At 45.9% G+C, this 26,664-nt stretch carries 28 protein-coding genes; 9 read left to right on the top strand and 19 right to left on the bottom strand.

Going from position 1 to position 26,664, the window contains the following annotated elements:
* Positions 1-10: 10 nt before the first annotated feature.
* From ACKTRM_RS11235 to fabD, 5 genes are read right to left on the bottom strand one after another with little or no spacing between them, the layout of a single operon-like run.
* On the bottom strand, positions 11-748 hold the full coding sequence (locus ACKTRM_RS11235; protein WP_012117927.1) for an SDR family oxidoreductase: 738 nt from the start codon (positions 746-748) through the stop codon (positions 11-13).
* 14 nt (positions 749-762) lie between these two features.
* Positions 763-2,127: a long-chain fatty acid--CoA ligase gene (locus tag ACKTRM_RS11240; protein ID WP_023357010.1), complete on the bottom strand. Its 1,365-nt coding sequence runs from the start codon at positions 2,125-2,127 to the stop codon at positions 763-765.
* Positions 2,124-2,396: an acyl carrier protein gene (locus ACKTRM_RS11245; RefSeq protein WP_003153264.1), complete on the bottom strand. Its 273-nt coding sequence runs from the start codon at positions 2,394-2,396 to the stop codon at positions 2,124-2,126. The genes ACKTRM_RS11240 and ACKTRM_RS11245 overlap by 4 nt, the downstream gene beginning before the upstream one ends.
* Positions 2,397-2,420: 24 nt before the next feature.
* Positions 2,421-3,401 (bottom strand): LnmK family bifunctional acyltransferase/decarboxylase, encoded by a 981-nt coding sequence (locus tag ACKTRM_RS11250; protein WP_012117929.1) that lies wholly within the window; start codon positions 3,399-3,401, stop codon positions 2,421-2,423.
* Between the two features lie 40 nt (positions 3,402-3,441).
* Positions 3,442-5,700 (bottom strand): ACP S-malonyltransferase, encoded by a 2,259-nt coding sequence (fabD, locus tag ACKTRM_RS11255; protein ID WP_012117930.1) that lies wholly within the window; start codon positions 5,698-5,700, stop codon positions 3,442-3,444.
* A gap of 733 nt (positions 5,701-6,433) precedes the next feature.
* On the opposite strand from fabD, the gene loaP reads away from it, so the two are divergent.
* Positions 6,434-6,964, top strand: a complete 531-nt coding sequence (gene loaP, locus ACKTRM_RS11260) for an antiterminator LoaP (protein ID WP_007408401.1) — start codon at positions 6,434-6,436, stop codon at positions 6,962-6,964.
* 343 nt (positions 6,965-7,307) lie between these two features.
* On the opposite strand, the gene ACKTRM_RS11265 is transcribed toward loaP, so the two are convergent.
* Positions 7,308-8,186, bottom strand: a complete 879-nt coding sequence (locus tag ACKTRM_RS11265; protein WP_012117931.1) for a LysR family transcriptional regulator — start codon at positions 8,184-8,186, stop codon at positions 7,308-7,310.
* A 138-nt stretch (positions 8,187-8,324) separates the two neighbouring features.
* Here ACKTRM_RS11265 and ACKTRM_RS11270 point away from each other — a divergent pair, with 138 nt between their 5' ends.
* The 3 genes from ACKTRM_RS11270 (at position 8,325) to ACKTRM_RS11280 (ending at position 10,690) form a co-directional block, all read left to right on the top strand.
* On the top strand, positions 8,325-8,648 hold the full coding sequence (locus tag ACKTRM_RS11270) for a GlpM family protein (RefSeq protein ID WP_012117932.1): 324 nt from the start codon (positions 8,325-8,327) through the stop codon (positions 8,646-8,648).
* Between the two features lie 138 nt (positions 8,649-8,786).
* A complete protein-coding gene (namA, locus tag ACKTRM_RS11275) occupies positions 8,787-9,803 on the top strand; it encodes an NADPH dehydrogenase NamA (protein WP_003153250.1) in 1,017 nt (338 codons plus the stop codon).
* A gap of 113 nt (positions 9,804-9,916) precedes the next feature.
* On the top strand, positions 9,917-10,690 hold the full coding sequence (locus tag ACKTRM_RS11280) for an alpha/beta fold hydrolase (protein ID WP_012117933.1): 774 nt from the start codon (positions 9,917-9,919) through the stop codon (positions 10,688-10,690).
* Between the two features lie 49 nt (positions 10,691-10,739).
* Here ACKTRM_RS11280 and rpmG read toward each other — a convergent pair whose 3' ends face one another.
* Both rpmG and rnz read right to left on the bottom strand, forming a co-directional pair.
* Positions 10,740-10,889, bottom strand: a complete 150-nt coding sequence (gene rpmG, locus ACKTRM_RS11285; protein WP_003153246.1) for a 50S ribosomal protein L33 — start codon at positions 10,887-10,889, stop codon at positions 10,740-10,742.
* Positions 10,890-10,967: 78 nt separating this feature from the next.
* Positions 10,968-11,894, bottom strand: coding sequence for a ribonuclease Z (rnz, locus tag ACKTRM_RS11290; RefSeq protein WP_012117934.1), 927 nt, complete (start codon positions 11,892-11,894; stop codon positions 10,968-10,970).
* A gap of 208 nt (positions 11,895-12,102) precedes the next feature.
* Here rnz and zwf point away from each other — a divergent pair, with 208 nt between their 5' ends.
* Positions 12,103-13,572, top strand: coding sequence for a glucose-6-phosphate dehydrogenase (zwf, locus tag ACKTRM_RS11295; RefSeq protein ID WP_012117935.1), 1,470 nt, complete (start codon positions 12,103-12,105; stop codon positions 13,570-13,572).
* An 89-nt stretch (positions 13,573-13,661) separates the two neighbouring features.
* Here zwf and gndA read toward each other — a convergent pair whose 3' ends face one another.
* Positions 13,662-15,071 carry an NADP-dependent phosphogluconate dehydrogenase gene (gndA, locus tag ACKTRM_RS11300; RefSeq protein ID WP_007408395.1) on the bottom strand — a complete coding sequence of 470 codons (1,410 nt, stop codon included), beginning with the start codon at positions 15,069-15,071 and terminating at the stop codon, positions 13,662-13,664.
* A gap of 108 nt (positions 15,072-15,179) precedes the next feature.
* Positions 15,180-16,424 (bottom strand): DNA polymerase IV, encoded by a 1,245-nt coding sequence (locus ACKTRM_RS11305; protein ID WP_012117936.1) that lies wholly within the window; start codon positions 16,422-16,424, stop codon positions 15,180-15,182.
* Positions 16,425-16,499: 75 nt separating this feature from the next.
* On the opposite strand from ACKTRM_RS11305, the gene ACKTRM_RS11310 reads away from it, so the two are divergent.
* The gene (locus ACKTRM_RS11310) at positions 16,500-16,781 is read left to right on the top strand and encodes a hypothetical protein (RefSeq protein WP_003153239.1); all 282 of its coding nucleotides are present in this window, start codon (positions 16,500-16,502) and stop codon (positions 16,779-16,781) included.
* 32 nt (positions 16,782-16,813) lie between these two features.
* Positions 16,814-17,650 carry a membrane protein insertase YidC gene (locus tag ACKTRM_RS11315; protein ID WP_012117937.1) on the top strand — a complete coding sequence of 279 codons (837 nt, stop codon included), beginning with the start codon at positions 16,814-16,816 and terminating at the stop codon, positions 17,648-17,650.
* A gap of 113 nt (positions 17,651-17,763) precedes the next feature.
* Here ACKTRM_RS11315 and ACKTRM_RS11320 read toward each other — a convergent pair whose 3' ends face one another.
* From ACKTRM_RS11320 to mce, 3 genes are read right to left on the bottom strand one after another with little or no spacing between them, the layout of a single operon-like run.
* The gene (locus ACKTRM_RS11320; protein WP_003153237.1) at positions 17,764-18,879 is read right to left on the bottom strand and encodes a tripeptidase T; all 1,116 of its coding nucleotides are present in this window, start codon (positions 18,877-18,879) and stop codon (positions 17,764-17,766) included.
* Between the two features lie 16 nt (positions 18,880-18,895).
* Positions 18,896-20,419: an acyl-CoA carboxylase subunit beta gene (locus ACKTRM_RS11325; protein ID WP_012117938.1), complete on the bottom strand. Its 1,524-nt coding sequence runs from the start codon at positions 20,417-20,419 to the stop codon at positions 18,896-18,898.
* A complete protein-coding gene (gene mce / locus ACKTRM_RS11330) occupies positions 20,406-20,834 on the bottom strand; it encodes a methylmalonyl-CoA epimerase (protein ID WP_012117939.1) in 429 nt (142 codons plus the stop codon). The genes ACKTRM_RS11325 and mce overlap by 14 nt, the downstream gene beginning before the upstream one ends.
* 93 nt (positions 20,835-20,927) lie before the next feature.
* Here mce and prli42 point away from each other — a divergent pair, with 93 nt between their 5' ends.
* Positions 20,928-21,023, top strand: coding sequence for a stressosome-associated protein Prli42 (gene prli42, locus ACKTRM_RS11335; RefSeq protein ID WP_007408390.1), 96 nt, complete (start codon positions 20,928-20,930; stop codon positions 21,021-21,023).
* A 13-nt stretch (positions 21,024-21,036) separates the two neighbouring features.
* Here the strand turns inward: prli42 and ACKTRM_RS11340 are convergent, their stop codons facing one another.
* The 6 genes from ACKTRM_RS11340 to brxB form a co-directional block, all read right to left on the bottom strand.
* The gene (locus ACKTRM_RS11340) at positions 21,037-21,567 is read right to left on the bottom strand and encodes a L,D-transpeptidase (RefSeq protein WP_012117940.1); all 531 of its coding nucleotides are present in this window, start codon (positions 21,565-21,567) and stop codon (positions 21,037-21,039) included.
* Positions 21,568-21,636: 69 nt separating this feature from the next.
* Positions 21,637-22,590, bottom strand: coding sequence for an aromatic acid exporter family protein (locus ACKTRM_RS11345; RefSeq protein WP_007408388.1), 954 nt, complete (start codon positions 22,588-22,590; stop codon positions 21,637-21,639).
* 76 nt (positions 22,591-22,666) lie between these two features.
* The gene (locus tag ACKTRM_RS11350) at positions 22,667-23,389 is read right to left on the bottom strand and encodes an amino acid ABC transporter ATP-binding protein (RefSeq protein ID WP_012117941.1); all 723 of its coding nucleotides are present in this window, start codon (positions 23,387-23,389) and stop codon (positions 22,667-22,669) included.
* Positions 23,382-24,041 carry an amino acid ABC transporter permease gene (locus ACKTRM_RS11355; RefSeq protein ID WP_003153227.1) on the bottom strand — a complete coding sequence of 220 codons (660 nt, stop codon included), beginning with the start codon at positions 24,039-24,041 and terminating at the stop codon, positions 23,382-23,384. The genes ACKTRM_RS11350 and ACKTRM_RS11355 overlap by 8 nt, the downstream gene beginning before the upstream one ends.
* A gap of 61 nt (positions 24,042-24,102) precedes the next feature.
* Positions 24,103-24,870, bottom strand: coding sequence for a transporter substrate-binding domain-containing protein (locus ACKTRM_RS11360; protein WP_007408386.1), 768 nt, complete (start codon positions 24,868-24,870; stop codon positions 24,103-24,105).
* A gap of 245 nt (positions 24,871-25,115) precedes the next feature.
* On the bottom strand, positions 25,116-25,553 hold the full coding sequence (gene brxB / locus ACKTRM_RS11365; RefSeq protein WP_003153223.1) for a bacilliredoxin BrxB: 438 nt from the start codon (positions 25,551-25,553) through the stop codon (positions 25,116-25,118).
* Positions 25,554-25,731: 178 nt separating this feature from the next.
* Here brxB and ACKTRM_RS11370 point away from each other — a divergent pair, with 178 nt between their 5' ends.
* Positions 25,732-26,628, top strand: coding sequence for a YegS/Rv2252/BmrU family lipid kinase (locus ACKTRM_RS11370; RefSeq protein ID WP_012117943.1), 897 nt, complete (start codon positions 25,732-25,734; stop codon positions 26,626-26,628).
* The last annotated feature ends 36 nt before the right edge of the window (positions 26,629-26,664 follow it).

Consider the following 26,664-nt stretch of genomic DNA (forward strand, 5'->3'; position numbering starts at 1 on the left):
TTTCTGTGCTTTAACAAGTTAATCCGCCGTCTATTGCCATTGTCTGTCCGGTCATAAAGGACGATTCAGGAGAAAGCAGGAAACGAACGAGTCCGGTCATATCGTCTGTTTCGCCTAAACGTCCCATCGGTGTCCTTCTGATAATCTGCGATTTTTGTTTTTCCGGCATATTTTTCGTCATATCGGTGTCCACAAAACCGGGCGCAAGTGAATTGACACGGATTCCTTTAGACCCGAGCTCCCTGGCCAGGCTTCGCGTCAAGCCGTCAAGAGCCGCTTTGGATGCGCTGTAGACTGAAGTGCCTTTAAATCCTCTTGAGCCGATAATGGAGCTTATGTTAACGATTGATCCGGAATTTTGTTTCAGCATGACCCGGGAAACGTTTCGGGTCAGCTTGATGACTGAACCGATATTCAGATTGAGGATGCGGTCAATGTCTTCATCATTGGTCAGGGGCAGCAGCTGATCAAGGTTCAAACCGGCGTTATTGACCAAGCCGTCTATTCTGGAAAACTTGCGGTATACTTGAAGAACAAACTGTTTCATGGCGGCATCATCCGCCGCATCCGCCGCATCCCAATAAAAGCGGCCGCGGTACTTTTCACTCTCTCTCAATGTGTTAATAAAATCAGATTCACTGCGGCTGAAAGCGGCTACTTTGTAATCCTCATCCAAAAGCGTCTGTACAATCGCTTTTCCCAGGCCCCGGCTTCCTCCGCTGACGACCGCTACTTTTCCGTTATTCATATTTGCCTCCTGTTTTACACGTTTCTTATTTTTTTAAATCGGTCATTAGACAGTTTCCGATCTGTAACAGAGATGATCTGCGGTATCTGATATGGCTGCAGCTTTTGTTTGCAATGAGCTACGGCCCGCTTTCTGAAAGATTTGATATCTTCCTCTTTTTCAAGCACGGCCTCCGCCGCAACAATCTCGCCCGTAATCGGATTTTTTCTGCCCGTTATGAGAACATCCCGGACATTCGGTATCTCCAGAAAGACGCTTTCCACCTCTGCGGGAAACACTTTCTCTCCGCCCACATTAATGATTTCACTCTTTCTTCCAAGGATTCTTATATATTCGCCGTCTGTTTCCACCTGGTCACCGGTGTCATACCAGCCGTCTTCATCGAAAGGTGACGGTGCGTTTAAATAGCCGAGCATCGCGGACTCAGAACGGACCCAAAGCGTGCCTCCGGTAATTTTGGTCTCTGTTCCGGCACCGCCCACTTTCATCCAAGTGGATTGGCTGTCTTTTGATTTCGTTGAGAATATACCCAGTTCAGTTAATCCGTATGTTTGTTTCAGCCGTACATCCGGAAACAGCCGGTGAATGCCGCGCAGCGTTGATTGGGGCATCGGTTCTGTGCCGTAAGTGATCAGCTTGAGTGATGAAAGGTTATAGCCGGCATCCGCCTTGGACATCAGCAGCATGTTTAAAAAGGTCGGGGTGGCGGGGAGCACTTGGACAGCATGCTTGTCGACCGCCTGATAAACGGACTCCGGCGTTCTGCTGTCTGATGTGACGATGGTTCCCCCGTTAAACAGAATCGCAAACAGCGTATTAATGCCGCCGATATGATCCAATTTCAGAAAAATGAGCGTACGCAGCGGTTTTCTCTTCGCCGTTTTATATTTTTCAAGCAGCCGGCCGGCGCTTAACACGGATGCTTTGCTTTTGCCGGAAGTTCCCGATGTGAAAATAATAATGCCTGACTCCCCTCTCTCGCGCAGGTCATCAAGCAGAGGGTGAGAGGCGCTTTCAGAACCTCCACGAAGCGTCCAGCTGTCATTTTCATTTATTTCAATGATTTGATTCACTTTCGCGTCTTCAAACATATCGAGATGCTTTTCCCTTGATTCATTGCTGAGAGGGACAACGATATTTCGGTTTAACAAAAGCGCCATCAGCAAAAAAATGGCGTTCGGGGAATAATCCCCGATAAGCGCCACACATTCTCCTTCACGTATTCCGTTTTGTTCAAGTTCTTTCTGAAAAAAGCTAATTCGTGCCAGCAAATCATCATACGTAAAAGTCTGCCCTTTAAAAATGAGAAACTCACTGTCTTGCGTTTCCCTAAGCTTATCAGTCACCCAGCTGATATCTCCCCCGCTTTCTGTTTTCATGATTGAGCACTGTCCATATATTTTTGATAAATATCACAAATGCTGCCGACGGTTGTAATGCTGGAAATTGTTTCTCCTTGGGAAAAAGGATCTACTCCGGTTTCCATCTCCATCTGTGCGACTAATTGAGCGATATCCAATGATGAGAAGCCCAGATCCTCTATGACTCTCACATCATCCCCCGCTTCGACGGCCCGATATGACTGCTGTTCTTGAATATCCTGAATGATTTGAGCGATGATCTGCTTCATTTCCTTGGTTTGTTCCATTTGCTTTCAGCTCCATTCTTCATTTTATAAACTTCTGATGACCCGCTTATAATCCGGAATATGATCTTGTGAAGAGGTCGGCACCGCCAGCAGTTTGTCCACCTTGGAAATGGCCAGCAATGTATGATTTCTTTTCATATAGACTTCAATCTGATAGCTGATTTTCGCCACTGAGATCATACCGAGGGACTCACCGTGAAAGTCGGGATCGCATTCTTCAATGTGTCCCGTCATATAAATATCAAGCTCTTCATCTGCAAAACAATTTCCGTAATAATACGTCTCTCTTTCAAGCAAAAATAAATGCCGCGCGATTGAAAGCGGAAAACCCGGCTTCGACCGGCGCGTCATCCATTCAAATTCCGCCGCATCCATTATCTTGCTGAATTTCGCAAACACCATGGCATGCCCGGGCGCAGCATCCTGATCAACAGGAACCCGATATGAAACGGGGTCTGCTGTTTTGAGATTGCCCGGCTTCATACCGAAGGCGTCCGTTCTGATTTTCTTTGACCGCATCAGGGCGTAAGGCGGCTTGGCTAGCTTAGAAAGTTCCGCAATGCATTCAGCCTTAGGCGCTGAGACTTTGCGCGTCGAACCTTCTGTTTGTGTGACGTCGACGACAATTAAACTATTGGCTTTCATAGAAGGAAACCGTCCCCGGTCCCACTCGCTTTTATCAGAGCTGACCGCTCCTTTCGGCCCGAACAAATAATCAGATTCTAATATGGTTTCTCCAAACCGGGAGATATCGACTCCGACGGAAACCTCGTCCCATAATCGGTACTGATCAAGAGGCTGATCTGAAGGAACTTTGAGATGTGTCATAAAATAAGCCGGATACAAAATCAGCCCTTGGTGATCGGCCATCTGATCAGGCCGGAATCCCGTTCCGTCCGTTAAATGGTGACTGTGTGCGTTGCCGAATAACAGCAGCAGCGCGTACTCATTCAAATTCCCTAACCCGACATGGCTCATCGTTAATTCCTGATTTTCAATCAGCATGGTCTGTCCTCCGCAGAAAAAATGTAATGGCTGGTCATACTCAGCCTGTAATCGATACCAGCCTTTGCGCAAGAAGGCCGGCTGTTTCTTCCATGAGCTGTTTGCCGATCAGATCGACATGCCTGTTTCTCCAATTTTCAAGCGGGGTTCCTTTCACCCATTGATTAAACGCGCCGAGCGCAGGGCCGCAATGAATTTGGTAATCTATTTTACTTTCGCTTTTTCCTTCCAGAGCGAGCCTTGTCGTATGAGAAAAATACCATTTAAATACCATCGCCATTTTGTGTTTCGGATTCTGTTCGGCTTTGGCGATCTGCTCAGGAGATTTATCACGTTTCAACTGCTCATACACTTCTTCAAAACTGCGCTGGAAATACTTTTCTTCAATTAATGTTTTCGTTTTTTCATCTATTTCATCTAAAGAATTGTATTGTCTGTACAAGTCAAAGAGTTTATTGGCTCTTGCCGGGAAAAACAGGCCTTTTTTCAGCACCTGCACCCTTGCTCCCGCTTCAAACATATCTCCCGCGGGAGCGTATGACGTATCCTGAACGTTCGCTTCCTGAAGCAGATCTTTCACTGAATCACTTGTCCCGGCTTCGACCGTGCATTGATTAATAGAACCGGTTCCGATAAATTCGGCGCCGAGCAGAAACGCGGCAGCAGCCGCTTCCGGAGTGCCGATGCCGCCCGCTGCGCCGATTCTTACTTTTTTCGCATAACCGTGCTTCTCCATCATGCGGTCTCTGAGTCTGATCATGGCAGGCATTAATGTATACGGAATCCCTTGGTCGGTATGCCCTCCTGAATCCGCTTCAACGCAAATGTCATCAGCCATCGGAATTTCTTTTGCAAGCGCCGCTTCCCCGGCTGTCAGCCGATTGTCAGACACAAGTCTTTCCAGCACATGAGCCGGAGCCGGATTCAGAAAGGCCTCAGCGACTTCAGGCCGGGATACTTTCGCGATGATTTTGTTTTGAACTGACACCGACCCGTCATGATTCCTGCTTAATCCCTTTGCCCTGTATATAACAAGAGCGGGGGTTATGCCCATAAATGCCGATGCTTCAATAAGATGAATGCCGTTTTTCAAATATAAATCTATCATTCTGACTTCCTTGTCAGGTGACATCATATGATGAAGAAGATTCATTCCGAATGTTTCCCCTTGCCGCAGTGCAGACCGGATGGTTCCGATGGCCTGTCCGATCCGTTCGATACTCAATCCGCCCGTTCCGAAAAAGCCCAGCATTCCCGCTTTTGCCGCTTTAATGACCATCTGTTCCGAAGCAATTCCCCTGTACATGGAGCCCGTCATGTAAGCATATTGGATGTTATAATCTTTTTTAAAATCTTCGTTCCCTAATCTCATTCCCGCCGTTTTTTGCGGATCAGCTGCCGATGCTTTAACATCAGCAGTATCAGACTCTTCTTTCGGCATAGGTAATGGGACGGCATCTTTTTTAATCTGACGCGTCAGTTTTGTCAGCACTTCCCCGGGCCCGACTTCTGCAATTTCATTATTTTCAAGTCCCATCAGACGGCGTATCGTGTCCGTCCACTTTACCTGATTGGTCATTTGCAAAGTCAGATTTGTTTTGATTTCATCATTCTTATAAGGTGCGGCATGAAGATTTGAGATCACCGGAAAACGAAGAGGCAAAAACGCCGTTTCTTCTAAATAATCTGCAAACTCTTTTTCAGCATCTTTCATATAGCGGGAATGGAAGGCGCCGCTCACATTTAAAGGAAGGTACATTCTCACGCCGGCTTTTTCAAAGACGGGGCCCGCTTTTTCAATGTCTTGTTTCGTTCCGGCGATCACAATTTGCGAAGGTGAATTGTGGTTAGCGATATCAATGCCGGTCAGATGATAATCGGATAGAACCTCTTTTACTTGTTCAGCGGTAAACCCCAAAACCGCCGCCATGCCTCCGGGAGCTGCCTTGCTCATGAGCTCCCCTCTTTTTTTCACAAGCTGCAAACCGGTCTCAAAATCAAAGCAGCCGGCCGCAAATAACGCATTATATTCTCCTAAACTGTGCCCTGCGGCGTAATCAGGCTCTCTGCCGGACTCTTTCATTTTCTTTAAATAACTGAGTGCACTCACCGTATATAACGCCGGCTGGGTAAATTGCGTTTTCCCCAGCTGATGATTCGGATCCTCCAGACACAATTCTTCTATAGAGTAGCCTAATATGTCATCAGCCTGACGTGTCAGATCTTGAAATTCATCAAACAGTCCGGCTCCCATTCCTTTAAATTGAGAACCCTGCCCCGGGAACACAAACGTAAGCATCTTATCCTCATCCTTTCCGCATCGCCAATTTTGTATATCACATGTGGATCTCCATACAAAAACGTCTCTTATTTCATATATTGACTGGTGTAAACACCGGCATAAAAATAAAAACACAAACGCGTTTGCGATTCAGCACAGGTTTAAAAATCGCAAACGCATTGTGTTTTCCTTTTCTAACATAATTTATATAAAGACATCTTGCTTGTTTACTGAATGTTTCGCATGACAAGTTGCAGTGCCAATATGCCCGAAAACAGCCATGACGGCACACTTCTCCCTTATCATGTATATGTAGATATATACACTACAATCATTTTTATAATCCCTATTTCCTCTTCAACGTGCCGAAACAGCGATTGAAATTTAATAGGTGCTTTACATCAATTTAATAAATTTAACAAATAGTTGCTATTTAAAGAGAATAATATCAATTTATAGATAATAATGTCAAGGTTTTATTTCGTTATTTTCTGACATTTATTCCACAGTTTTATGTTCGGTGGACAGTCGGCATAATTGTTTCGGGATAAATGTCAGATAATTCCCTGAACCCTATTCATGTCAAAGAAAATTCATCGCTTCTCTGTCAATTGGGTCTATACTTATTTTTCATTTTCATATATTATGTAAAAAAAAGACGAATTAGAAAAATTTTTAATCACTTTAAATACTATCCATTAAATACTTTCTTTGTATAATAATTTCTTATTATTCTAAGGAGGACCCAGTCATGAAATGGTACGCACTTTTTGTAGAGTCCGGAAAAGAAGAAACAGTTCAAAAATTTCTGCGTCTGCAGTTTGATGAGCAGGCTCTCTACTCAATCATACCCAAGAAAAAAGTCACAGAACGAAAAGCCGGAATCAAATACGAGGCACTCAAAAAGATGTTTCCGGGATATGTGCTGTTTAAAACGAAGATGACAGAGCGGACATTTCATAAAATCAAAGAACTCCCCATTTCATGCAGAATCGTGAATAACGGCGCATATTATTCCAAAGAGCGTAAAACCTATTTCACGACAATTAAGGATGAAGAAATCCTCCCTATTATCAGGCTGATCGGAGAAGGAGACACTGTAGATTATTCAAAAGTCTATATTGAAAATTCAAAAGTAACCGTTGCCTCAGGGCCTCTTAAAGGAATGGAAGGCATTATTAAAAAGATCGATAAAAGGAAAAGACGCGCCAAAATCTGCCTGTCTTTTATGGGACTGGACAAAATGGTCAACGTCGGAATTGAAGTGCTCTCCAAACCCTAGCATATCAAAAAAAGCATCAACAGCATGTGCCGTTGATGCTTTTTTTATATAAACAGACGAAAGCCCGACACCAAAATAACCCCGCTCACCACCGTCACGGTCAGACTTTTTGTTTTCAAGGCATAGTTGACCTGAAGCCGGGCTGCGTCCATGAAGCAAAATCACATTTAGGGGAAGATACATTTTTATCAAAAGCGGTGAATTGACGGTTGAGCTTCATGACGAAAAGCATGTGCTGACTTCGGGCGATGCCGCACAGTTATTTTAATTCCACGGATGAACCGGTGACATATTTTATGCTGGTCTATTATCCTGAACCGGCTTAAACGCACATCAGGCTTCTTCAGACAGAAGCCTGATGGACCGCAACCCATTCTTGTATGCATTGAATCAGTTTCTGGACAGAAGGTGTCTGCGTCTCCTTTGCATGAGCTGTCAAAATGCCGAGCTGCCTGGAGACATACCGGTCGAACCGTTTGATGAGCACATCACAATCATTCACCAAAAGCTGCGGCAAGATGCTGATCCCCAGATTGTTCCGCACCATTGCAATAATCGCTTCATCCCCTCTGATTTGATAAGCGACCCGCGGCGTAATCTTTTCTTCCTTCAGCACTTTCAGCACATCAAAATGTGTCTCCGGATAAGGCACGATACATTTGACCGACTCCATGACATGTAACGGAACCGTTTCACATTGCGCCAATTCATGCTGCGGGCTCATCACCGCTACAATCGGATCCTCTGCCAACGGGTAAAAATGCCACTTCTCGCTGTGGGATGTCCCAATCGCCGCATCAATCCGATCATCTTTCAGCCATTCTTCCAGTTCAGTAGAATTTCCTTCAAACAAATGCACCTTAATGGAAGGATACAGCTCATTAAATTCCCTCAAAATTTTCGGCAGCCATTTTACCGCCACGCTCGTAACAGTGCCGAGCCGGACTTCCCCTCTTTCTAACCCATTAATATTATCAACGGTTTCAGACAGTTTTTCATAGTTTTTTTGAATTTCCTTCATAATATGTAACACTTTCAAGCCATTTGCGGTGGGCCTCACTCCATGCCGCTGTCTGATCAAAAGCGGAAAACCGTACTCTTCCTCTAATTTACTGATCATTTGGCTGATGTTCGGCTGTGTGTAATTCAATATGGCAGCGGCTTGGGTCAGGCTGCCGCTTTCAACCGTTTTAATAAAGGCTAAATGCTTCTTTAAATCCAACCGGCTTCATCTCCCAGATATCATTCTTTATTATCCAATGCATTAGTTATATTTAGTTTACTTATACATCAATCGAAAATAAAATGGCAATGTCTCCATCATTATACTTGATAACAAACAGAAGGTGAGCGTTTCAGCATGAGTTTTCTCATTCAATTTTTTATCGGCGGCACCGTTATGGTGGCCGCCGCGTATTTAAGCAAATCGAAATACTTATTTTTATCAGGCGTTATTACATTGCTGCCGATCATGACGTTACTGAATATTCACTTGCAGCTGAAAAATATGAGCTCCGACGATTTCAGAGCCGCTCAAAAAAACGGAATATTCGGTGCCTTCGGCGCAGTGATCTTCATCAGCAGTATTTTCATCCTGACAAACTGGTTCAAAGGAGGCCACGCAGTCATCGGTGCGTTTCTCATCTATATTTGCTATATGATCGGCTGTAAATGCCTGTTATGAAGATACGGCCACGCTGTGTATAAAAAATTCCCGTCCAGAACAATAAGAACGATGTGTTCAGTTGTGAGCAGTTTATATGACTGAATGATCATGAGTTGTTATAATCAATGTCTAAAAACATTCCGGGAGGCGAAATAAATGGCCAGAAAATTATTCACACCATGGACCGTTAAAGATGTAACGATCAAAAACCGTATTGTTATGGCACCGATGTGCATGTATTCCTCACATGAGAAGGACGGAAAACTGCAGCCTTTTCATATGGCGCACTACATATCGCGTGCAATCGGACAGGTCGGCCTGATTATCGTGGAAGCGACAGCCGTTAATCCTCAAGGGCGCATTTCCGATCAGGATTTGGGCATTTGGAGCGATGATCATATCGAAGGTTTTGCCAAACTGACGGAACAAGTGAAAGCGCAAGGATCTAAAATCGGCATTCAGCTTGCACACGCCGGACGTAAAGCTGAGCTTGAGGGAGACATTTACGCTCCGTCAGCCATTCCGTTCGATGAGCAGTCCAAAACACCGGCTGAAATGACGACAGAACAAATTAAAGAAACCATTCAGGAATTCAAACAGGCAGCGGCGCGCGCGAAAGAAGCCGGCTTTGACATTATTGAACTTCATGCGGCACACGGCTACTTAATGCACGAATTTTTGTCCCCTCTGTCCAATCACCGTACAGACGAATACGGAGGCTCACATGAAAATCGCTACCGCTTCTTAGGCGAGACCATTGAAGCCGTCAAGGAAGTCTGGGACGGCCCGTTATTTGTCCGTATTTCTGCATCGGATTATACAGACAAAGGGCTGGACATTGCAGATCATATCGGTTTTGCGAAGTGGATGAAAGAACAGGGAGTCGACCTCATTGATTGCAGCTCAGGCGCACTCGTTCAAGCTGATATTAATGTCTTCCCAGGCTACCAAGTGAGCTTCGCAGAGAAAATCCGTGAACAGGCCGAAATCGCAACAGGCGCCGTCGGTTTGATAACGACGGGAACAATGGCGGAAGAAATTCTGCAAAACAACCGCGCTGACCTTATTTTTGTCGCAAGAGAACTTCTGCGCGATCCGCACTTTGCAAGGAGTGCAGCGAAGCAGCTGAATACTGAAATACCGTCACCGGTTCAATACGACAGAGCATGGTGATGAAATGACAGCCAGAGTTTTTCGATCCGGCTGTCTCTTTTTTTATTTTTTGAGAAACGATTGCCGAAGCTTCTCCGTCTTCCCTATAGAACCAATTAGAGGGGATGACTCCAATGAAAGCAGCATGGATGGAAAGGACATATCTGATTGACGGGTGTCCGTTTTATACGAAACACCGTAAAGGCGCCGGCGAAGTGACGATCGTCTTTGAAGCCGGCTACGGCACTTCTTCTGAAACATGGACATCATTACTCGCTGACATAGATGAAGAATTTGGGGTTTTCACATATGACAGAGCCGGAATCGGCAAAAGCGGACAAAGCCGAAACAAGAGAACGGCGGACCACATGGTACAGGAATTAAACGCTCTTCTTCTGAAGGCCGGCGTCAAGCCTCCTTATCTTGTCGTCTCGCATTCATACGGCGCGATTATCAGCAGACTATGGGCGAGCCGGAACCGCCGGGATATTCTCGGGATGGTGATGCTTGATCCGGTTTCTGAGGATCAGGAGACGAAAGTGCTTCCGCTTCTTCCCGAAGAAATGAAAGCCGCCTATTTGAAACAGTTCATATTGGAAGGATCACACGCGGAATTTTTGACGAGCCTTCGTCAGATCAAGCATCAGCAGATTCATTTCGGCGATATGCCGCTGTTGATTTTATCATCGGGAGAGCGGGATGAGCGTTTAAAGCACGCTCATGAACAATGGGTGAAACTGCACAGAAGCATGCTTGATGTCTCTTATCAAAGCGGATGGATTCAGGCCAAAAACAGTTCTCATGCCATTCACCACGATGAACCGCACATCGTCCACCTTGCCATTTATGATGTTTGGTGCGCGGTACGCCAGCAAATGAATGCTCCTGCCTATCAGGCGGTAAACTGATAAAACAAAAGCCATTGTGCAACGGCACAATGGCTTTTGTTATCGTGATCTATTTTGTCTCACGATGCAACGTATACTTTTTCAACCGGGGGGAATACTTTTTCATTTCTAACCGGTCCGGATTCGTCCGTTTGTTCTTCGTCGTAATATAATTTCTGTCCCCTGTCTCTGTACAGGCCAATGTAACATTCACACGCATCATTTTCACCCCTTGCACAAATCGTAATTATTACGTTTTATTATATCTCACCAGAAAAAAATGTCAAGCGTCCATTTTTTAAGACCTCTCCACAGTGACCTCCATGAAGTCAAATGCGATCTTACTGTTTTCAAATACCGCTTTCGCCTCATGTTCGAGACGCTCTATCGGCGATTCACCCTGATACCTTGCGCTGATATGAGTTAAGATCAGCTGTTTGGCGCCTGCTTTTTTTGCCGTTTGCGCAGCCTGTTCTGTCGTCGCGTGATAATAATTATGTGCGAGCTTTGCATCTTCCTTTGCAAATGTTGCTTCATGAACAAGCACATCCGCATTGCGCGCCAGCTCCGTTACCCGCTCTGATGCCCTCGTATCCCCGGAAAAAGCGACGATTCTCCCTTTTTTCGGGGGTTCCAAAAAATCCCGCCCGTTAATGATTCTGCCATCGTCAAGTGTGACCGTTTCGCCTTTTTTGATTTTCTGATAGACGGGTCCGGGCGGGATATTCATTTCTTTTAATCTGCCGGCCTGCAATGCGCCGGGAATATCCTTTTCCTGAACCCGGTAGCCGAACGCTTCCACGCCGTGAATGACGGATGCTGCGGTAACAATGAATTGCTCATCTTCAAAAACCGTCCCCTCTTCGATTTCATGTACGGTAAGAGGATACGTCAGATGAGTCGCCGTCACGTTCAGGCTTGTTTCGATAAAGGCTTTAATGCCTTTTGGCCCGTAAATCGTCAGCTCTTCTTCACCGCCCTGAAATGAACGGCTCCCCAACAGACCCGGAAGACCGTAAACATGGTCGCCGTGAAGGTGGGTGATGAAAATCTTCTCAATTTTCCTCGGTTTGATTGTTGTATGTAATATCTGATGCTGAGTGGCTTCTCCGCAATCAAACAGCCATACGGAACGCCTTTCTTCAAGAAGCTTCAGCGCGACGGACGTTACGTTTCTCGTCTTTGCCGGCATGCCGGCCCCCGTCCCTAAAAATAATAATTCCACAATGCTTCCTCCTAGATCTTTGTACTACTAAGGATACAGGATCAGGCTGAAAATGTGAATTCACCCGGGCCTTCTCCGGCCTGATTAATTTTTTTCCGCAAACCGCAAAAAACAGGCTGAAATGTTTGCTTTCAACGAATTTTAGATTTAAAATGAAGGAAATATGCGGGGTTTTAAACCATGCTTCAGATAAAGTGAGGTACTCTAAGTGAAAACAAACGACAAACCAAAAGCAGTAATTGTAATATTTGGTGCCACAGGGGATTTGGCAAAACGAAAACTTTACCCATCCATTCACCGTTTATATAAAAATGGTCAAATTGGTGAAGAGTTTGCAGTTGTAGGTGTTGGAAGAAGACCTTGGTCAAACGAGGACCTCCGGGAAACCGTTAAAACGTCTGTTTCTTCTGCCGGGCAAAAAGACATAGACGATTTCACATCTCATTTTTATTACCATCCGTTTGATGTAACGAATCCGGGTTCCTATCAGGAGCTGAATGTCCTGCTTGATCAGCTTGAACATACATATGAAATCCCGAACAACAGAATGTTTTACTTGGCGATGGCTCCTGAGTTTTTCGGCACTATCGCAAAATCACTTAAAAACGAAGGTGTCACAGCGACAAATGGCTGGTCCCGTCTCGTCATTGAAAAACCGTTCGGCCATGACCTGCCGAGTGCGAAAGAGCTTAACAAAGAAATACGCGAAGCTTTCACGGAAGATCAAATTTACCGGATCGACCATTACTTAGGTAAACAAATGGTTCAAAATATCGAAGTCATCCGGTTTGCGAATGCGCTGTTTGAGCCGCTGTGGAATAACCGCTACATCTCAAACATCCAGATTACGTCAAGTGAGGATCTCGGCGTTGAGGATCGTGCGAGATATTACGAGAAATCAGGTGCACTCCGTGACATGGTTCAAAACCATATTTTACAAATGGTCGCTCTCTTGGCGATGGAACCGCCGATTAAACTGAACACGGAAGAAATCCGCAGCGAAAAAGTGAAGGTGCTGAGAGCTCTCCGCCCTGTCGCTCCAAACGAAGTGAGTGACTTCTTCGTCCGCGGACAATACCAAGCGGGAACGATTGACGGAAACGCTGTACCGAGCTATACAGATGAACAAAATGTAGCACCGGATTCCAATACGGAAACATTCGTGTCCGGAAAGCTGTTAATCGATAACTTCCGCTGGGCCGGCGTTCCGTTTTATATCCGCACAGGGAAACGGATGAAAGAAAAATCAACGAAAATCGTCGTTCAATTTAAAGACATTCCGATGAACCTTTATTACGGCAATGAAACGAATGTAAATCCGAACCTGCTTGTCATCCATATTCAGCCGGATGAAGGCATCACACTATATCTGAACGCTAAAAAATTAGGCGGAGCCGCTCATGCTCAGCCGATTAAGCTGGATTACTGCAGCAACTGCAGTGACGAAATGAACACACCGGAAGCCTATGAAAAATTAATCCATGACTGTCTGCTCGGTGATGCGACAAACTTTGCCCATTGGGACGAAGTGGCGCTTTCCTGGAATTTCGTCGATGCGATTTCCGAAACGTGGGCAGCCGACAAAACCCTTTCTCCGAATTATGAAGCCGGGTCAATGGGACCGAAAGCTTCGGACGATCTTCTTGAAAAAGACGGTCTCCACTGGTGGAATATATAAGAAAACATTAAAAACCGCGGCGCCGTTCATGACGGCCCGCGGTTTTTAATATCAGAAAAGCCCCCGCAATAACTGCGGGGGCTTCTTCATTACTTCATCCATTCAGTATGGAAAATGCCTTCTTTATCTGTGCGTTCATACGTATGCGCGCCGAAGTAATCACGCTGCGCTTGAATCAAGTTTGCAGGAAGCACTGCCGTACGGTAGCTGTCGTAATACGCAAGTGCGCTTGAGAACGAAGGTACCGGCACGCCTTGGGCTACGGCAAGTGAAATCACTTGGCGAAGGGCGCCTTGGTAGCTTTCTGCAATGTTTTTGAAGTAGCTGTCTAACAGCAGGTTGTCAAGCTCCGGTTCACGGTCATATGCGTCTTTGATCTTTTGCAGGAACGCCGCGCGGATGATACAGCCGCCGCGGAAAATCATCGCGATTTCACCGTATTTCAGATCCCAGTTATATTCTTCAGACGCGGCTTTCATTTGGGCGAAGCCTTGTGCGTAAGAACAGATTTTACTCATGAAGAGCGCTTTTCTGACCGCTTCAATCAGCTCTTCTTTATTTTCAGTGACCGGCTTAACGTCTGGCCCGGACAGAAGGCTGCTTGCTTTCACACGCTCTTCTTTCATTGCGGAAATGAAACGCGCAAAAACAGATTCAGTGATAATCGGAAGCGGCACGCCTAAGTCAAGAGCGCTTTGGCTTGTCCACTTACCCGTTCCTTTTTGGCCTGCTTTATCAAGGATCACGTCAACAAGCGGTTTGCCCGTTTCTTCATCTTTTTTAGTGAAAATGTCAGCCGTGATTTCGATCAGATAGCTGTCAAGCTCTCCTTTGTTCCACTCAGCGAATACTTCGTGAAGCTCTTCGGCAGACAATCCGAGCACCTGTTTCAAAATGAAATATGACTCAGAGATCAGCTGCATGTCACCGTATTCGATACCGTTGTGCACCATTTTTACATAGTGCCCCGCTCCGTCCGGGCCGATGTATGTCGTACAAGCTTCTCCGTCCACTTTAGCAGAAATGGCTTCTAGAATCGGTTTCACGAGTTCGTGCGCTTCCTTTTGGCCGCCCGGCATAATAGAAGGCCCTTTCAGCGCTCCCTCTTCACCGCCTGATACACCCGTTCCGATAAAGTGAATGCCGCTTTCGGCAAGCTCTTTGTTCCGGCGCTGTGTATCTTTATAGTATGTATTTCCGCCGTCAATCAAAATATCGTCTTTTTCCAGATGAGGAAGAAGAGATTGAATCGTCGCATCCGTTGCAGTTCCCGCTTTAACCATTAATAAAATTTTACGGGGTGTTTCAAGAGACTGGACAAACTCCTCAATGCTGTATGTACCGACAACATTTTTGCCTTTTGCCTCTTCTAAAAACTCTTCCGTTTTGCTGCTTGATCTGTTGTATACAGACACAGAAAATCCCCGGCTTTCGATGTTAAGAGCCAGATTTTTACCCATTACCGCAAGACCGATAACTCCGATTTGTTGTTTTGACATATTCTAACGTCCCTTCTTCAAACGTTTAACCATTTTAAAATTTAAATTAAAATAAAATGATATTTATACTAAAGAAATTATCATACATAACCCCTTTTTTCAAGTTATTCACCTTTTCTTTTCATCCTGAAAAAAGTCTCTGTTAAAGCTCGTTCCCCTTGTTTTGCTTTCTTCTTTTTTTATAACGGCGCCTTTTCTGATCAAGTTTTGGCCGTATTTTTCATTCAGCTCGTTCATCATCTGAAAAATCGGCTCATCCTTTGCGTCCTCCTTGAATGAAAACAGATCAAGCTGTTTATATGCCTGCTGTTTTTCAACCAGTTCCGTTCCGGTGATGCCGAGAAGCCTTACCGGATTTTGGTTCCAGTGCTTGTCAAACAGTTCCATCGCCGCTTCCATGATGTCTTTTTTCTGATCAGCCGGATTGCTGAGGGTCATGCTTCTTGTGACCGTTTTCCAATCCGCATACCGAATCATGATGAACAGCCGGCAGGCCATGACCTCCTTACGCTGGAGCCGTTCGCTCACAGACAGCGCGAGCCGGTCAAACACGCCCGTTAATTCATCCCAGTCAGCCGAATCATGCGACAGGGTGGATGAGTTGCCGACGCTTTTAAATTCATATATCCGCTCGGGATTGACTTCTGCAGGATGGATGCCGTTCGCTTTATCCTTCAGCCTCGGGCCGTTTATGCCGAGAAGCGTTTTCAGCGCATGTTCATCTCCTTTTGCCAAATCACCGATCGTTTTGATGCCGAGCGTTTTTATTTTTTCCGCAGTTTTCGTTCCTATACCGTGCATCTCTTCAATCGGAAGAGGCCATAATACGTCCGGCAGCTCTCTTTTTCTTAAAATGGTGATGCCGAGCGGTTTTTTCATGTCAGAAGCCATTTTAGCGAGAAATTTATTCGGGGCGATGCCGATGCTTGACGGAAGCAAAAGCTCTTTTTGCAGTCTCGCCTGAATGTCTTCGGCTGTCTCATACGCCCTGTGGCTGTGCGGTGTGTCCGTAATATCCATGTATCCTTCATCAATAGAAACAGGCTCGACTAAATCCGTATACTCCCTCAGAATGCTGAACATTTCTTTTGACGAACTCCGATAGCGGTCAAAATTCGGAGGCACGACGATGAGTTCCGGACAGAGACGTTTTGCCCGCCACACCGGCATGGTGGTCTTTACGCCCCGCGCTCTCGCTTCATAGCTGCAGGTGACGATGATTCCTTTCCGTTCCTTCACGTTTCCGGCAACGGCGATAGGTTTTCCTCTTAAAGACGGATCATACGCCATTTCTACGGAGGCATAAAAACTGTTCATATCGATATGAAATATAATTCTCCCTTTTCCGGCCACTCCCGGCGCCTCCTTTCCTTTCATAGACAACCTTATATATATGTAGTAAAATAAGAGCTGAATGGATGTGATAAAATGATTCTTGAGTCAATGAATGACTTTTTATTTTTAGTCGATTTTTTCACAATTATTCTTCCCGCTCTGACCGCGATCGGCATCGCTTTTCTTTTGCGTGAGCGCCGCGCAGGCGAGCATTGGAGAACGAAACGAATAGATGAACATCAAGCAGTCGTTCAGCTGAACCGAACAGACTTTCTTATTATTATATATCATCGCATTACAACTTGGATACGTAAAGTCATCCGCATGAATTCACCGGCGAATGATGATGAAGATGTCAGCTTCCTCCTTTTATAACGGCAAGTGAAGATAAAAAGGAGGAGACATAATTGTCTAAAACATATCAAAAATGGATTGCATTCGGATTGTTTTTTATCGTACTGTGCACAGGCCGCTCGGCTTTTGCAGCGACATCTCAGACTCAGACGGGAGGCCTCGGGAATATCGGGTTTTTCCACGATTACCTGATCGATCCGTTTTCGGCACTTTTAAAAGGTGTGGCGGGCCTGTTCCACGGTGAGTACGGATTGTCGATTATTCTGGTGACGATTATCGTCCGGATCGTTGTATTGCCTTTGTTTGTGAACCAATTTAAGAAACAGCGGGTGTTCCAGGAAAAAATGGCTGTGATCAAACCGCAGGTCGACAGCATTCAGGCTAAAATGAAACAAACGAAAGATGCGGAGAAACAAAAAGAACTGCAAATGGAAATGATGAAGCTTTACCGTGAGCACAATCTGAATCCGATGGCAATGGGATGTCTTCCGATGCTGGTGCAATTCCCGATTTTGATCGGTTTTTATTATGCCATCCGCTCAACGCCGGAAATCGCTTCACACTCATTTCTGTGGTTCAGCTTAGGGCATTCTGATATTCTTGTATCACTGTGCGCGGGGGCCATGTATTTCTTACAGGCTTATATTTCCCAAAAATTAAACGAGAAATATTCACCGGCTGCTCAAAATCCGGCCGCGATGCAGTCAGCAAAAATCATGGTCTTTATTTTCCCTGTCATGATGACCGTTTTTTCACTTAACGTACCGGCTGCGCTGCCGCTTTACTGGTTTACAAGCGGACTGTTTTTGACAGTGCAGAATGTACTTTTACAGCAGACGCATCATAAAAAGAAACAAGCTGCGGCTCAGGCGGAGCCCGCCAAATCATAATACTGAAACCCTGCCGGAACCTATCCGGCAGGGTTTTTTCTTGTATATGCAAGGCTTTAAGCCAATTATCATGAAGAATGAAAAAAGCACCCAATCAACTGGGTGCTTCGTTTTTAGTTGGCTGCTGTTTCGATAATGGCAACGACCATTTCCGCCGTTTTGACGAGCTCTTCAATCGGCATTTTTTCATTTTTCGTATGGATTTGTTCATAGCCTACTGACAGGTTGACTGTCGGAATGCCGTGGCCGGCAATGACGTTTGCGTCACTTCCGCCGCCGCTTGTCTGAAGTTCGCTCGGCCGGCCGATTTTTGCCGCCGCTTTTTTCGCGACTTCCACAACCTGATCGCCGTCCTGATATTTGAAACCCGGATACATGACCGCGATGTCCACTTCCGCGCGGCCTCCCATCTCAGCTGCAGCAGATTCGAAAGCTTCTTTCATTTTCTGCACTTGCGCTTCCATTTTTTCAGGCACTAATGAACGCGCTTCAGCCAGAATATCAACCTGGTCGCAGACGATATTGGTTTGCGTGCCGCCTTCGAAACGTCCGATATTAGCCGTTGTTTCTTTATCAATACGGCCGAGCGGCATTTTAGAGATTGCTTTTGATGCGATTGTAATCGCGGAGATGCCTTTTTCCGGTTCTACCCCCGCATGAGCCGTTTTCCCGAAAATGGTTGCTCTCACTTTCGCTTGTGTCGGTGCGGCTACAATAATGTTGCCGACTTTTCCGTCTGAATCAAGCGCAAAACCGTATTTCGCGGTAATGTCTGAACGATCCATTGCTTTTGCCCCGACTAATCCCGATTCTTCTCCGGCCGTGATAATGAATTCAATGGTGCCGTGCTCGATGTTTTGTTCTTTCAGCACTTTAATGGCTTCAAACATTGCGGCAAGTCCCGTCTTATCATCAGCGCCGAGAATCGTCGTGCCGTCGGATTTTACATAGCCGTCTTCCACAATCGGCTTAACGCCTTTGCCCGGGACAACCGTGTCCATGTGCGATGTGAAATAAATCGTATCCGCATCTTTTGTGCCCTTTAACGTACAGATTAAGTTGCCGGCTCCATGCCCCGTCACTTCTTTTGTATCATCTTCTTTTACGCTCAATCCTAAATCAGTGAATTTTTGTTTGAGCACCTTGCTGATTTCCGCTTCATGTTTTGTCTCTGAATCAATTTGAACGAGTTCAAGAAATTCTTCAAGCAGACGTTTTTCGTTTACCATTTTCAGTTCCCTCCGTTTAAAGCGGTATATTACCGTGCTTTTTTTTCGGTCTTTCCTCTTCCTTATGCGCAAGCATGTCAAATGCCTGAATCAATTTTTTCCTCGAGTCTTCCGGCCGGATGATATCATCCACCATTCCGCAGGCCGCCGCTTTATACGGACCGGCGTTTTCCTTTTCGTATATGGCTTTTTTTTCGCGCTTCGTTTTCTCCGGGTCGTCAGAAGCCTGTATGTCTCTGCTGTATAAAATCGACGCCGCGCCTTCCGCTCCCATCACGGCGATTTCCGCATTGGGCCAGGCGAATACAAGATCTGCCCCGAGCCCTTTCGAATTCATGGCGACATAGGCGCCTCCGTAAGCTTTTCTGATGATGAGCGTCACTTTCGGCACCGTCGCTTCGGCAAAAGCATACAGCAATTTTGCTCCGTGACGGATGATTCCCGCATGTTCCTGCTGAAAGCCCGGAAGAAATCCCGGAACATCAGCGATCGTCAATAGCGGAATATGAAACGCGTCGCAAAAACGGATGAATCTCGACGCTTTGTCAGCGGCATCAATCGTGAGGCTCCCCGCCAAGTGTTTCGGCTGGTTTGCGACAACACCGACTGTACGCCGTCCGAGTTTCAGAAAACCGACAGCAATGTTTTTGGCAAAATACGGCTGAATGTCAAAAAACGTTCCGTCATCCGCCAGCTCTTTTATTACCTGTAACACATCGTAAGGTTTCGAACTGTCCGCGGGAACGAGGGTGTTTAATAACGGTCTGGCGTCTTCCTTTTTAACGGGTGATGCCGTCTGTCCGCCGTGCGGGAGATAAGAAAGCAGGGTTTTCACAGCGGAAAGAGCCTCTTTTTCCGTTCGTGCGGAATAGTGGGCATTTCCGCTTATCACATTATGTATACCCGCACCGCCTAAACTTTCCGCGTCAATCTGTTCACCCGTAACCTGTTCAATGACTTTCGGGCCTGTAATAAACATGTGCGACGTATGTTCCGCCATAATCACAAAATCCGTCAATGCGGGTGAATAAACAGCACCGCCGGCACACGGCCCAAGGATGACAGAGATTTGCGGAATCACTCCCGAGTAAAGGACGTTGCGCCTAAAGATATGACCGTATCCATTTAATGATACCACACCCTCTTGAATTCTCGCACCACCTGAGTCGTTCAGCCCGATGATCGGAGTTTTATTTTTCGCCGCCAGATCCATTACCGCCGCGATTTTTTCCGCATGTGTCTCGCCGAGCGTCCCGCCGAGTACGGTAAAGTCATGGGCAAACAAATACACGGGCCGTCCGTCAATTGTGCCGTATCCGGTAACAACGCCGTCTCCCGGAGCATTCTGGCATCCGGGCATGCAGCTTTTGGCAAACGGCTGCAGCTCTGAAAAACTGTCTTCGTCCAATAAATAGTCAATTCTTTCTCTTGCCGTCAGCTTGCCTTTTTTGTGCTGTTTTTCATTTTTTTCCGCTCCGCCGCCGTTTGTTAAAAAGGAACGTCTTTCGTTTAAGTGTCTGATATGATCACTCATGCTCATCTTGAGTTTCTCCTTTTTCAATTGTTTCACAAAGCTCAATCAGGACCCCGTTCGCCTCTTTTGGAGAGAGAAATGCGATCTTCTTCCCGCCCGCTCCGTTTTGCGGTTCATGATGGATCAAAGTCATGCGGCATGCTTCAAGCTCCTTGATCGTTTCCTTCATATCGGCGCAGCGGAATGCCAAATGATGCAGTCCTTCACCTCTTATCTGTAAAAAAGAGCTGACGGGAGACGCGTCCGACAGCGGCTCAATCAGCTCAAGCTTTGTGCCTCCCGCTTCTAAAAAAGCAACTCTCACATTTTGGCCGCTTACTAGCTCGTCTCCCATATACGTAAGCCCGAGCATCCGTTCGTAAAATCCTCTCGCAGCTTCAATAGAGCTGACGGCAATGCCGACATGATCAAGTTTTTTCATAGCGCGGCCACCTGCTTTCCGCCATAGGATATGGCTTGTTCATACAAGCAAAACACGTTAAAATGATAGACAGTAATCTTAAGGAGTGAAACAATGTCTCAAAAATTTATGAAAAGCGCCGTCATCGTCATTTTGGGCGTATTTATACTTTCAACCCTCCTCTCAGGCATTATGATGTATTTGCGGTAAAAAAGCAGGCGCCTCATTGCAAGGGGGTTTCCTGCTTTTTTATGAGGGCTTTCCGCTCTATTGCAATGTCCTCGAATGAGCGGTTTTCTTTTGTAATCAATACTTTCGTTCCGGGAGGGATAATCCGGAAAATACGGATGACATCCCGGTTTTTCATACGGATGCAGCCGTTTGACACAAACCCCCCGATCAGCTCTTCTCTGTTTGTTCCGTGAATGCCGTATATCCTGCCGTCGGTTCCTTTCGCGTCAAAGCCGATCCAGCGGACGCCGAGCGGGTTTTCCGGCGCGCCTCCCTCTACATTTTTCTTCCGGTAATACGGATTGACGGCTTTGACCGTTACCGTAAATTCTCCTTCAGGCGTCAAATCATCCGTTTTTCCCGTCGCCACCTGATAAATGCCTTGTATTCGGTTATCCTTCACAACAGCAAGCGCATTTGTGGCTTTATTGACGATAATATAAGGGTCACCCGGCAAAGGGTTTGCGCCAAGCGGCCAAAGCGGAGACATCAGCAGGGCGGCTGACAATAAAAAAAATCGCATGGGCTCCCCTCCTTTTTTCATTAGAATGACCAATGAAAGGAGGACTCATGCGATTGATCCATATGTTTTTTACAGCTTGATGCCTTTGAAATAACTTTTAATCACGAGATATTGTTCCATCTCACCGAGGAGATGGAACAAAGCCGCCCGCGCTTCAAACTCCTCGCGCGTTGCCGGGAGCGGCATTTCTTCAAATTCCGTTCTCATTTCTGCAAGTCTTTTTAAAAATTTATGAGCGGTATTGCCGGGATGAATGGCTTCCCTTAATTCATGGATGAAATGGGCGATTATTTTGCCCTGCTCCACCGTTATTGAAATAGAGGTAATCTTCGGCAGCAGCCGTTCAATGATTTCAAATTGTTTCTGTCTCATCTTAAAATAATGATAGTAAAGATTTTCATGGCGCAAAATATGATTCTGCACGTCCCGATAGGCGAGGTTTTTCGCCTCTTGAATCATCTGATGCGTCTCCGGTATTTCCTTCCCCGACCAATCTTGCTCACCAGTTAACAAATACCGTTCGATTTCGGCGAAGATGACGGAAAAGTTGTCCTCAATTTTTTTCCGGTATGCCGCGAGTTTTCTGTCGAGGCTCGGCATATACAGATTCATTAACAGCGCGACGCCGATACCTACGGTGATCAGCTGGAACTCATTCCAGATAAACGCCATCGTAATGCCGCCGGACATATATAAATGAAGAATGATTACTGAGCTGGTGACAATTCCTTCGTTTATTTTTAAAACGACTGTAGTCGGAATGAACAGCACCAGCAATATTCCGATCGCAAACGGATAATAGCCGATCAGCCCGAAAAAGACATATGAGAAGACGATCGCCAATAAACAGGCGGCAAATCGGGCCCACGAGGCCTGAAGCGACCGCTTTTGCGTAATCTGAATGCACAATATGGTGATGATTCCTGCGGATGCGAAGTTTTGCAGATGCAACAGCTGGGCTAAATAAATGGCCAGCGCCGTTCCAAGTGCGGTCTTTAGTGTGCGGTAACCGATTTTAAACATTGCTTGCTCCATTCTGTTTGTTTCTTTCTCAAAAAAAAGAAGAAGAGCATTCTTCTTCTTTTCTTACAGTTATATTTTATAATATTTTTTCTAAAAAGTCCTGTGCTCTTTTTGACTTCGGAGAAAGAAAAAATTCTTCCGGCTGCCCGTCTTCCACGATCGTCCCTTCATCCATGAATAATACGCGGTCTGCCACTTCTTTGGCAAATCCCATTTCGTGCGTTACGATAACCATCGTCATGCCCGTCTGCGCGAGCTCTTTCATCACCTCAAGAACTTCTTTGACCATTTCCGGGTCAAGAGCCGAGGTCGGTTCATCAAACAGCATGATGTCAGGATTCATGGCAAGCGCACGCGCGATGGCGACCCGCTGCTTCTGTCCGCCTGACAAACGGTTCGGATAGTCGTTCCGTTTGTCAAGCAGTCCGACTTTTTCAAGGAGGGCGCACGCCTTTTCCTCCGCCTCGTTTTTAGACTCTTTCTTCACGCTGACCGGCGCGTATGTGATATTTTCAAGCACCGTTTTATGAGGAAACAAATGAAAATGCTGAAATACCATGCCGATATTTTCCCGCACTTTCAGTTTATTCGTTTTAGCTGCGGTAATTTCATTTTCTTTAATGGCAATCGTTCCGCCGCTCGGGGTTTCGAGCAGATTTAAGCAGCGCAGAAACGTTGATTTGCCGGAACCGGAAGGGCCGATGACAGCGACGACTTCCCCTTCTTCGATCTGTGTTGAAATGTTTTTCAGTACTTCATGTTTCCCGAATGATTTTGACAGGTTGTCGACCTTAATCATTGGCTTTCAGCTTCCTTTCTACGCCTTTTCCGATGAATGCTAAGATCAAAACGAGCACGTAATAGATTAAGCCCGCCACAATAAGAGGTTCTAAATAGTTGTATGTTGCGGCGCCGGACTGGTAGGCCCGTCTCATAATGTCGCCAAGACCGATAACTGTGACGATCGCCGATTCTTTCGTTAAGGTGATTAATTCGTTAATAATAGCCGGAGAAATGTTTTTAAACGCCTGCGGCAGCAGCAGATCTTTCATCATTTTTCCGTACGGCACGCCGAGAGCGACGGCAGCCTCTTTTTGTCCTTTGTCAATTGCGTTGATTCCCGCTCTGATAATTTCAGAGACGTAAGCGGCTGAATTGAGCGATAATGCGGTGACCGCCGCCCAAAATTGATCGATCTGAAAGCCGAGGAGCTGCGGCATACCGAAATAGATGATCATCAGCTGCAGCACGAGCGGCGTGCCGCGGAATATCGAAGTATAAAAATCCGCAATCCATTTCAGCGGACTGATCGTGCTGATTTTAAATAAGCTGAGCACGATGCCTAATACAAGACCGATGACCGCCGAAACGAGCACAATTTTCAATGTGACCGCAAGGCCTTCCAATATAAAAGGAATTTGGGGGATTGTTGCTGAGAAATCCAAATTCATACGTGTGATCTCCTTTGTCTTTATTCAAGATAAAAAGCTCAACGAAAAGTTGAGCTTTCTTTTATTTCTCGTTGGTGAACCATTTTTTCTTCAGTTTTTCGATTTCTCCGTTTTTCTCCATTTCTTTCAGCGCTTTGTTGAACTTCGCTGTCAGATCACTGTCTTTGCGGAACGCAATCGCGGAGCCCGATTCGTCTGATTTCGCATCTGCTGACGCAAAGCCCTGCAGATCTTGATTTGAACTGAAATAGCCTTGTGCTACGATGTCTTCGATAATCGCGGCATCAAAACGCCCGGATTTGATCTCTTCGGTTAAGTCTGAGATCCGGTTGCGGTCTTCGAGCTGAAAACCGTATTTCGAAGCGAGCTTCTTGCCTTTTTCCTCTTGAATGGAGCCGAGCTGAACACCGACGGTTTTGCCTTTCAGATCATTCAGGGATTTCATGCTGCTTCCCTTTTTCGTAACGATCATATTGTTAGCAGTATAATAAATATCAGAAAAATCAACTTGCTTTTTCCGTTCCGGTGTAGGTGTCATTCCAGATAAAATCATATCTACCTGCTTGGACTTCAAGGCTGTAATCAGGCTGTTGAAGTCCATGTCCTGCACCTCAACGTCATAGCCAGTCTTTTTGCCCAGAGCTTTTGCCAGATCAACGTCAAACCCGGTGATCTGATCGCCGTCTTTATATTCAAATGGTTTATAGTCAGCCGATGTACCCATAATCAGCTTGTTCTTTCCGCCCTCTGAGCCTGAATTGCCTGATCCGCAAGCGGACAGCGCAAAGGTGATACATGCGGCAGCTAATACCAACAGCCATTTCTTCATGATTCATTTCCCCCATATCTACTGATCTCTTAAATTTGAATATTTATTCGTTAACTTGTATTTTAAACACTTTTTAATTGTGATGCAATACTATTTTTGAAAAATATATTTTCCTTTCTGTGTTTATTATAGTCATTGTTTTTCAGGTTAGTGACAGCTGAACGCCGATGTATAAATATTTATATTTATACAGATGCCATATAAAAAAACCCCGCAAGCGCTTGGCTCCGGGGTTTTTCTTTCACTTATACTTCTTCACAATATTCTTCAAATGCTTCCTGCAGTTTTGTGACGACGGCCATCGGCTCATGGCCTTCAATTTCATGGCGTTCCACCATTTTCATGATTTTCCCGTCTTTTAAAATGGCAAATGACGGAGAGGACGGCGGATAGCCTTCAAAGTATTCTCTTGCTTTGGCTGTCGCTTCTTTATCCTGTCCGGCAAATACCGTCACAAGCTGATCCGGGCGTTTATCGTAATGTACGGAATGGTACGCGGCAGGCCGTGCAATACCGCCTGCGCATCCGCACACAGAGTTGACCATGACGAGTGTCGTTCCTTTTTTCGAAAGCGCTTCGTCCACTTCCTCAGCGGTTTTCAGCTCTGTATACCCGGCGGCCGTGATTTCCTGGCGGGCTTGACGCACGACATCATTCATAAATAAATTAAAATCCATATTCAACTGGGACCTCTCCTTTTTGATCATCTCTTCTTATGATAGCAAGGAACCTCCCTATCGGCAAATGACACCGCTCATATCCAATTGTTTTTTGTCCCTTTTATGTTCCCGATGTAAGTTTATGACCCTTTAAAAACGGGAAACTTGTTAAGGAGATTGTCTGAAATAAAGGAGCAGTCGTATGAGCCAACGGAAAGCAGTATTAATTTATAACGGAAACGCCGGTCAAAAACAGATTGATAAAACGCTCGGCACGGTCGTCCCCATTTTGGCCCAGTCAGCTGACGAACTTTTGATTAAACCGACCAAACATCAGGATGATGCCCGTCAGTATTGTGAAAATCTCGACAGTTCAGTTGACCATTTATATATTTTAGGCGGAGACGGCACTGTGCATCAATGCATCAACAGCATCAGCAAGCTTGATCACAGACCCGCTGTCGGCATTTTGCCGGGAGGAACGTGCAACGATTTCTCACGGGCGCTCGGCATCCCGCAAAACCTTCAAAAGGCCGCTGAAGCGCTCGCGGCCGGACATAAACGGATGATTGACGTCTGTAAAACGGATGACGGCTATTTTCTGAACTTCTGGGGCATCGGACTGATCACCGAAGCATCAAGCCATATTAATGAAACTGAAAAAGCATGGCTTGGTAAAATCAGCTACTTCACGAGCGCCTTGCGGACGATGACAAGCGCGAACCCGTTTCCTGTCAAATTGACGATTGACGGCGAGGTGAAAGAAGACGAAGCCGTAATGGTGCTTGTCATGAACGGGCATTATATCGGGACAAACAGAGTTCCCCTGCCTGATGCCAGCCTCCAGGACGGCTTAGCCGATGTGTTAATCTGCCGCAACACAAGCCTTGCCGCGTTGCGGGAGCTGATGACGATGGAGCAGGGTTCGTTTGATGATTTCAAAGGGGAGCTGTCCTATATTCAGGCCTCCAGGATTGAAATCGAAACCGGACGTGAGATGGACGCGGATACAGATGGCGAGGTATACGGAACAACACCTTGTACGATCGAAGTGAAAAAACATCATCTCACTATGATTGTTCCCGAGGATTCACAATGAAAATAAAAAAACTCCTTTTGCCGCCCGGGCAAAAGG

Origin of the sequence: Bacillus sp. D7-8 (genome assembly GCF_052055895.1) — a bacterium.
Classification (GTDB): Bacteria; Bacillota; Bacilli; order Bacillales; family Bacillaceae; genus Bacillus; species Bacillus velezensis.